Here is a 7,690-nt window from a genome sequence, read left to right as displayed (position 1 = left end):
GCTTACGGGGTGGCGATTACGGCTTCGATACGGACTTTCGCTGGGGCAAACTAGCGCCCCCCTCGAATCCGGGAGCACTGTTAAATGTGCGGCATTGTCGGAGCCATCGCTGAACGAAACGTCGTCCCCATCCTCATGGAGGGGCTGCGCCGTCTCGAATATCGCGGCTACGACTCCGCCGGCATCGCGGTCCTCAACGGAACGAACAAGCTCAAGCGCGTCCGCACCGTCGGCAAGGTGAAGGTGCTCCAGGATGCGATCGACGCGGATCCGACTTACGGTCCGGTCGGCATCGCGCACACGCGCTGGGCCACGCACGGCGTGCCGTCCGAGCGCAACGCGCACCCGCACTTTTCGTCGGGCCCCGCCTCCAAGGCAGCTTCCTCCGGCCGCGTGGCCCTGGTGCACAACGGCATCATCGAGAACCACGACGAGCTGCGCAACGAACTCAAGACCCGCGGCTACCACTTCGACAGCCAGACCGACACCGAGGTCATCGCCCACCTCGTCGATCACCTCTATGAAGGCGACCTGCTCGCCGCCGTGCAGCAGGCCACGCTGCGCCTGCGCGGGGCCTACGCCATCGCCGTGTTCTGCCGCGACGAGCCGCACCGCGTGATCGGCGCGCGCGAAGGCTCGCCGCTGGTGCTGGGCGTCGGCACGCAAGACCGGCAAGGCGAGTTCTTCCTCGCCTCCGATGCGATGGCGCTCGCCGGCGTGACCGACCAGATCGCCTACCTGGAAGAAGGCGACGTGGTCGACCTGCAGCTCGGCAAGGTGTGGATCACCACCCGCGCGCCCGGTGCGTTCACCTTCAAGCCTGTGGAACGCGAGGTGCGCACAGTGCTCGTGCACACCGGCGCGGCCGAGCTCGGCCCTTACCGCCACTACATGCAAAAAGAGATCTTCGAGCAACCGCGCGCCATTGCCGACACGCTCGATGCGGTGGAGAGCATCTCACCCGAGCTCTTTGGTGACGGGGCCTACCGCGTCTTCAAGGACGTGGACAGCGTGCTCATCCTCGCCTGCGGCACCAGCTACTACAGCGGCTCGGTGGCCAAGTACTGGCTGGAGAGCATCGCCAAGATCCCGGTGAGCGTGGAGGTGGCCAGCGAGTACCGCTACCGCGACAGCGTGCCCAACCCGCGCACGCTGGTGGTCACCATCACGCAAAGCGGCGAGACGGCCGACACGCTCGCTGCCCTCAAGCACGCGCGTGGCCTGGGCATGAAGCACACGCTGACCATCTGCAACGTGGCCACGAGCGCGATGGTGCGCGAGTGCGAGTTGGCCTACATCACCCGCGCCGGCGCCGAGATCGGCGTGGCCTCGACCAAGGCCTTCAGCACCCAGCTCGTCGGCCTGTTCCTGCTCACGCTCGCACTCGCCCAGGTGCGAGGCCACCTCACCGAATCGCAGGAACTTGCTCACCTCAAGGCCCTGCGCCACCTGCCCGTGGCGGTGCAGGCCGTGCTCGCGCTGGAGCCGCAGGTCATTGCCTGGTCGGAGATCTTCGCGCGCAAGGAGAACGCACTCTTCCTCGGCCGCGGTTTGCACTACCCCATCGCCTGCGAAGGCGCGCTCAAGCTCAAGGAGATCAGCTACATCCACGCCGAGGCCTACCCGGCCGGCGAGCTGAAGCACGGCCCGCTCGCACTGGTGACGGCCGAGATGCCGGTGGTGACGGTCGCACCCAACGACGCGCTGCTCGAAAAGCTCAAGAGCAACCTGCAGGAGGTGCGCGCCCGCGGCGGCGAGCTGTTCGTGTTCGCCGACGCCGATTCGCACATCGAATCCGGCGAAGGCCTGCACGTGATCCGCATGCCGGAGCACTACGGTGCGCTGTCGCCCATCCTGCACGTGATTCCGCTGCAGCTGCTGGCGTACCACACCGCGTGCGCGCGGGGGACGGACGTGGACAAGCCGCGGAACTTGGCCAAGAGCGTGACGGTCGAGTGATCGTGCCGCATCAGACTGCTGAACTTCCGAATCCGCTTTCGCCGCCCGCCGATGCGCTGGAGCGGCTGTCTGCGTTGGCCGCCGCCGGGCGGCGTTGCATGCTCGGGTTGGTCGGCCCGCCGGGTGCCGGCAAGTCGACACTGGCGGCGGCGCTGCAGGCGGCGCGGCCTGAGTCGTCGCAGGTGGTCCCGATGGATGGCTTTCATCTTGCCAACATCGAGCTGGCCCGGCTGGGCCGAGCCGACCGCAAGGGCGCGCCGGATACCTTCGATGCAGCGGGGTTTGCCGTTCTGCTGCGTCGCTTGCGCGAGCAGGCGCCGGGAGAAATCGTCTACGCACCGGAGTACCGCCGCGAGATTGAAGAACCGGTGGCCGGTGCGATTGCGCTACGGCACGACACCCGCTTGCTGATCGTCGAGGGCAACTACCTCTTGCTCGACGACGACCCCTGGAAGCCCGTGGCCGCCCTGCTCGATGAGGTCTGGTTCATTGATGTCGACGACGCCCTGCGCCGACGCCGCCTGGTCGCGCGCCACCAGGCTTTCGGTCGCAGCATCGAAGCGGCCGAGGCCTGGGTCGAGCAGACCGATGAGCCCAACGCGCGGCGCATCGCCGCGTGCCGCCACCGGGCTGACTGGTGTGTGCGCTGGGACGCATGAGCCTCCGCGCGCAAGCGCAATCGGCAACGACGGCAACTACGCCGGCCCCTTCAGGAACAGGTCGCGGTCGGGCGCGAAGTTGGCATACAGCGGCAACCAAGCGCCCCCCAGGGCACGTGCGTCGCTGCCGATGGAGCCGGCGAGCAGCTGCGGCTGGGCCACGCCTTCCCAGTCGTAGCGCGCCAGTGCTTGCGTGGTGCTGTCCAGCAGGGCGGCCAGCAGCTCGCGGCTGAACGAACCGTCGACGATCACGCCTTCCAGGTCGAGCAGGCAAGCCGCCGTGTTGACCGCGTTGGCGATGGCCGGGCCGGCCTGCGACAACCAAGCCTGTGTGCTCGGCAGCCAAGGCGCCTGCAGCGCGCGTTCGTCGGTCACGGCCCCGGTATCGAGGCCGGCAGCGGCATACAGCCGCTCCAGCGTGATGAGCGAGGCCACGCTGAGCAGCTGCGCCGGTGCGCCTGCACCGTCGACGCCGGCCGGCCACAGCGGCAGCGAGCCGATGGCGCCGGCGTTGCCGCTGACGCCGCTGCGCAGGTGGCTGTCGAGCACCAGCCCACCGCCGATGAAGGTGTCGACGAAGACGTAGAGAAAGCTCTTCATGCTGCGGCCGCGGCCGGCCACCAGCTCGGCCACGCAGGCGGCCGCGGTGTCCTTGATCATCTCCACCGGCAGCTCGGTGAGGCGTGCGACCTCGGCGCGCAGATCGAAGTGCTGCCAGTTGTCGGCCACCTTCGGGTCGAGGCCCAGCAGCTGCTGCCAGCCGCCCAGCGAAAGCGGCGCGGCGATGCCGATGCCCTGCACGCGGTCGCGCTGGGCGGGTGCCAGCTTGCGCCGCAGCTCCTTCAGGCGCTGCGCGATCTCGGCCACCAGGCGCTCGGGGTCGGCGTAGGGGTAGTCGAGTGTCCAGCGCTGGCGGACCTGGCCGGTGAAGTCGACCAGCAGCACGTCCAGGCTGCGGCGGCCGACCTTGACGCCGATGGCGTAGGCGCCATCGGGGTCGAGCGACAGCGGCACCGAGGGCTGGCCAACCTTGCCGCGCTGCGGCGCGCCCTTCTTCAGCAGGCCGTCTTCGAGCAGGCGCTTGGTGATCAGCGAGATGGTCTGCGCGGTGAGTTGCGTGAGCCGTGCGATCTCGGCGCCGGGCAGCGGGCCGTGCAGGCGGACCGCCTGCAGCACGACGCGTTCGTTGTACTGCGCCAGGCCGCCTTGGCTGGAGCCGCGCGGCTTCAGCCGCGAGCGTTCAATGGGGTCGGATGAATGGCTCACGGCTCGATCGCGTCGGCGATCACGCCCTTCTTGAAGATGAAATTGGCGTAGGGCTGCATCTCGCCAGTTTGCACGATCGCATGGGCGCGCTGCACCCGGTCGTAGAAGGCAAAGCGCTCAATGGCCTCGCATTGGTCGGGCCGGGCCCAGCCGGCTTCGTCCAGGCGAGCCAGCACACGCCGCTGCACGGCGCTGCGGTAGCCGGCCGGCGTGTCGCTGACCTGCATGCAGGCCACGGGCTGCGCCACGGCGGCGTCCAGCGGCAGCAGGCTCAGGACCGCCTCGCAGCTGCGCTGCACGTCGGCGCCGGGCAGGCGGATCAGCACCTTGCCGCGGCCCAGCGTGGTGGCGGTGAAGTTGGCGTCGGCGATGACGATCTCGTCGCCGTGGCCCATCTCGGCGAGCGCGTGCAGCAGCTCGGGGGTGAGCAGGGGGTCGATGCCTTTCAGCATGGTGTGTGTCTTCGCAGGTGGCGGGCCGGGTTCATGCCAGGCACTCCGCGGGGATCTGCTCGGGGGGCATCGCGCCGGTCATCACGGCCACGGTGTCGCTCATGCTGATCTTCTTCGGGTTGAGGACCGCGGCGCGGCGGCCGAGGCGGGCGACGTGGATGCGGTCGGCGATCTCGAACACGTGCGGCATGTTGTGGCTGATCAGGATCACCGGCAAGCCCTTGTCGCGCACGCGCCGGATCAGCTCGAGCACCATGTTGCCTTCCTTGACGCCGAGCGCGGCGGTCGGCTCGTCGAGGATGACCACGTGCTCGGCGAAGGCCGCCGCGCGCGCCACCGCCACGCACTGGCGCTGGCCGCCCGACAGCGTCTCGACGGCCTGCGTCATCGAGCGGATGCCGACCTTGAGGTCGTTCATGCGCGCGATGCTCTGCTCGAGCATCCGCTTCTTGTCGAGCATGCGCAGCGTGCTGCCCAGGACGCCCGGGCGGCGCAGCTCGCGGCCGAGGAAGAGGTTCTCGGCGATGGTCATCGCCGGTGCGACCGCCAGGTCCTGGTAGACGGTCTCGATGCCGACGCGGCGGGCGTCCATCGGGCTCTTGAACTGGATGCGCTGGCCGTCGAGTTCGATCGTGCCCTCATCGGGAATGGTCGCGCCCGACAGCGCCTTGATGAGGCTGGATTTGCCGGCGCCGTTGTCGCCGATGACGGCGAGGATCTCGCCGGCGCGCAGCTCGAAGTCGGCGCCGTCGAGTGCGGTCACCTGGCCGTAGCGCTTGACCAGGCCCTTGGCGTTCATGACCAGTTTGTGCGAGCTCATTTCAGCGCCCCCCTTTGCGTGAGAGTTGGTCGATGGCGACCGCCAGGATGACGAGGATGCCGGTGATCAGCACCTGGTACACGCTCTGCACGCCCATCAGCGTGAGGCCGTTGCGCAGCACGCCGACGATGACCGCGCCGATCAGCGAGCCGAGGATCACGCCGCGCCCGCCGAACAGGCTGGTGCCGCCGAGCACCACGGCGGTGATGGCGTCGAGGTTCTCGGTCTGGCCGGCGTTGGGGTCGCCCACGCCGGTGCTCGCCACCGACAGCAGCGAGGCAATGCCGTAGAAGATGCCGGCGAGCACGTAGACGCCGAGGATCACGCGCTCGGTCGGGATGCCCGTGAGCCGCGTCGCCTCGGGGTTGTTGCCGACCGCGTACACATGGCGGCCGGCGGCGGTCTCGCGCAAGTAGAACCAGACGCCCAGGTACAGCAGCAGCATCAGCAGCGAGCCGTAGCCGACGGCGGTGCCGCCAACCTGCACGCTGTTGCCGAGCCAGGTCATGCCCGCCGGCACGTCGGTGACGGTCTGCGCGTTGGAGTAGAGCTGCGTGATCGCGAAGGCGATGTTCAGCGTGCCCAGGGTGACGATGAAGGGCGGCAGCTTGATGCGCGTGACCAGCAAGCCGTTGACCAGCCCGAAGCTCGCGGTCACGGCCATGCCGCAGAGGATGGCGAGCCAGGCGGGCAGGCCGAAGTCGGCCGCGAACTTGGTCATCACGATGCTGCCCAGGGCCATCACCATGCCGCACGACAGGTCGATGCCGGCGGTGAGGATGATCAGCGTCTGGCCGATGGCAATGACACCCACCACCATCACCTGCTGCAGGATCAGGGCGAAGTTCTCGCTGGTGAGGAAGCGATCGTTCTGGGTGGCGAAGAAGCCGCAGGCGATCAGCAGCGCAATGAAGGGGCCGAGCGTGCCGATGGACGGCAGGCGGCGCGGGGACGTGCTCATGGAGGTGACTCTCTTTCAGGCCAGGGGGCCGCTCGAAGGAGTGCGCCTCCTCTGACGCGCCCCGCGTTGCGGGGTGGGTCAGACAGGGCGCGCGCGGTTCAGTGCGCCGGGTTTACTTCTTGCCCCAGCACAGGTCGGTGCCCGTCTTGGTGTCCTTGCTGTCGACGCCGGGCACGGGCTTGGCCGCGATCAGCGTGACGCCGGTGTCGGTGTAGCCGCTGACCTTCTTGCCGGTCTTGGCGTACTCCACGCCCGCTTCGACGCCCATCGCAGCCATCTTCAGCGGGTACTGCTGCGAGGTTGCTGCAATCACGCCACCGGCGACGTCCTTGATGCCGTCGCAGCCGCCGTCGACCGAGACGATGATCACGCCCTTTTCCTTGCCGGCGGTCTTCAGCGCCTTGTACGCACCGGCCGCGGCGGGTTCGTTGATCGTGTAGACGAGGTTGATGTCCGGGTTCTTCTGGAGGCAGTTCTCCATCGCCGTCTGGCCCTTGGCACGGTCGCCGAAGCTGTCGGCCATGCAGACCACTTCAGCCGCGCTGCCGAGGTCGTTGCTCTTGGCGTCCGGCGCGTTCAGGCCAAAGCCCTTCAGGAAACCGTTGTGGCGCTGCGCGCCCACCGGGTGGCCGGGGAAGAGATCCAGCGTGGCGATCTTCGCGGGCTTGCCGCCGAGGGCGACCTTGGCGTACTGCCCGATCAGCACGCCGGCCTTGTAGTTGTCGGTGGCGAAGAGGGCGTCGGTGGCGTCCGCGGGGTCGGTCGGGCTGTCGAGCGCGATGATCATCACGCCCTTGGCCTGGGCCTTCTTGATGGCGGGGATGATGGCCTTGCTGTCGCTGGGCGTGATCAGGATGGTCTTGGCGCCGGCGGCAATCATGTTCTCCATCGCCGTGACCTGGCCGGCGTTGTCGCCGTCGGTCTTGCCAGCACCGCTGAGCAGCTTGGCGCCCTTGGCCTTGGCGGCTTCGGCAGCGCCTTCCTTCATCTTCACGAAGAAGGGGTTGGTCTCGGTCTTGGTGATGAGGCCGATCACCGGCTCGGCGGCGACGGCCACCCCGGAGGCAGCCAGCAGCAGGGCGCCCGTGAGTGCGGAAAGGGCCGGCAGCATGTTGGGGTTCTTCAGCATCGATGTCTCCTGGCAGGGGATGGTGAGAGGGTGGCCGGTTCGGTGCCGGCTGGCTTCATTCTGGTCGGCGCCGATAAATAAATCAAGGCGATTGATTAATGGAAAACCCGGAGGGCGTGAAAGCCCGAGCACGCACATGATGGCGACATCGGCCGCTTGCGGCAGCTCCGAGGAGGCGTGATGTTCGTGGTTTGCGGCGAAGCCCTGATGGACGTCTTTGCCACCGCCAGCACGCCCACGGGCATGGCCTTGGACGCCCGCATCGGCGGCTCGCCACTGAACGTGGCAATCGGGCTGGCGCGGCTGGGCCAGCCGGTGGCGTTCTTCGGCGCGCTGTCCGATGGCTTTCTCGGCGACCGCCTGCTGCAGGCGCTGCACGACGAGAGCGTCGACACCGCCTGCACGGTGCGTGTGGCGGCGCCGACGACGCTCGGGCTCGTCGGC

General features: G+C 68.3%; 8 protein-coding genes. 3 read left to right on the top strand and 5 right to left on the bottom strand.

Going from position 1 to position 7,690, the window contains the following annotated elements:
* Window positions 1-84: 84 nt before the first annotated feature.
* Both glmS and VFL64_RS19595 read left to right on the top strand, forming a co-directional pair.
* Window positions 85-1,959: a glutamine--fructose-6-phosphate transaminase (isomerizing) gene (glmS, locus tag VFL64_RS19600; RefSeq protein WP_489542065.1), complete on the top strand. Its 1,875-nt coding sequence runs from the start codon at window positions 85-87 to the stop codon at window positions 1,957-1,959.
* A gap of 2 nt (window positions 1,960-1,961) precedes the next feature.
* Window positions 1,962-2,618 carry a nucleoside/nucleotide kinase family protein gene (locus VFL64_RS19595; RefSeq protein ID WP_489542066.1) on the top strand — a complete coding sequence of 219 codons (657 nt, stop codon included), beginning with the start codon at window positions 1,962-1,964 and terminating at the stop codon, window positions 2,616-2,618.
* A 36-nt stretch (window positions 2,619-2,654) separates the two neighbouring features.
* Here the strand turns inward: VFL64_RS19595 and VFL64_RS19590 are convergent, their stop codons facing one another.
* From VFL64_RS19590 to VFL64_RS19570, 5 genes are all read right to left on the bottom strand, one after another.
* Window positions 2,655-3,884, bottom strand: a complete 1,230-nt coding sequence (locus tag VFL64_RS19590; protein WP_489542064.1) for an ROK family transcriptional regulator — start codon at window positions 3,882-3,884, stop codon at window positions 2,655-2,657.
* Window positions 3,881-4,336, bottom strand: coding sequence for an RbsD/FucU family protein (locus tag VFL64_RS19585; RefSeq protein ID WP_489542063.1), 456 nt, complete (start codon window positions 4,334-4,336; stop codon window positions 3,881-3,883). Before VFL64_RS19585 ends, VFL64_RS19590 begins: the two co-directional genes overlap by 4 nt.
* A gap of 31 nt (window positions 4,337-4,367) precedes the next feature.
* Window positions 4,368-5,156 (bottom strand): ATP-binding cassette domain-containing protein, encoded by a 789-nt coding sequence (locus tag VFL64_RS19580; RefSeq protein WP_489542062.1) that lies wholly within the window; start codon window positions 5,154-5,156, stop codon window positions 4,368-4,370.
* Window position 5,157: 1 nt separating this feature from the next.
* Window positions 5,158-6,117: an ABC transporter permease gene (locus tag VFL64_RS19575; RefSeq protein WP_489542061.1), complete on the bottom strand. Its 960-nt coding sequence runs from the start codon at window positions 6,115-6,117 to the stop codon at window positions 5,158-5,160.
* Between the two features lie 112 nt (window positions 6,118-6,229).
* Complete coding sequence (locus VFL64_RS19570) at window positions 6,230-7,246, bottom strand: sugar ABC transporter substrate-binding protein (protein ID WP_489542060.1); 1,017 nt, start codon at window positions 7,244-7,246, stop codon at window positions 6,230-6,232.
* Window positions 7,247-7,426: 180 nt separating this feature from the next.
* Between VFL64_RS19570 and VFL64_RS19565 the strand changes: the two genes are divergently transcribed.
* A partial coding sequence (locus VFL64_RS19565; protein WP_489542059.1) for a PfkB family carbohydrate kinase occupies window positions 7,427-7,690 on the top strand: 264 nt, incomplete at its 3' end.

This window comes from Rhizobacter sp. (assembly GCF_035702065.1).
Taxonomy (GTDB): Bacteria; Pseudomonadota; Gammaproteobacteria; order Burkholderiales; family Burkholderiaceae_C; genus Rhizobacter.
This window is presented reverse-complemented; position numbering and strand designations above follow the sequence as displayed.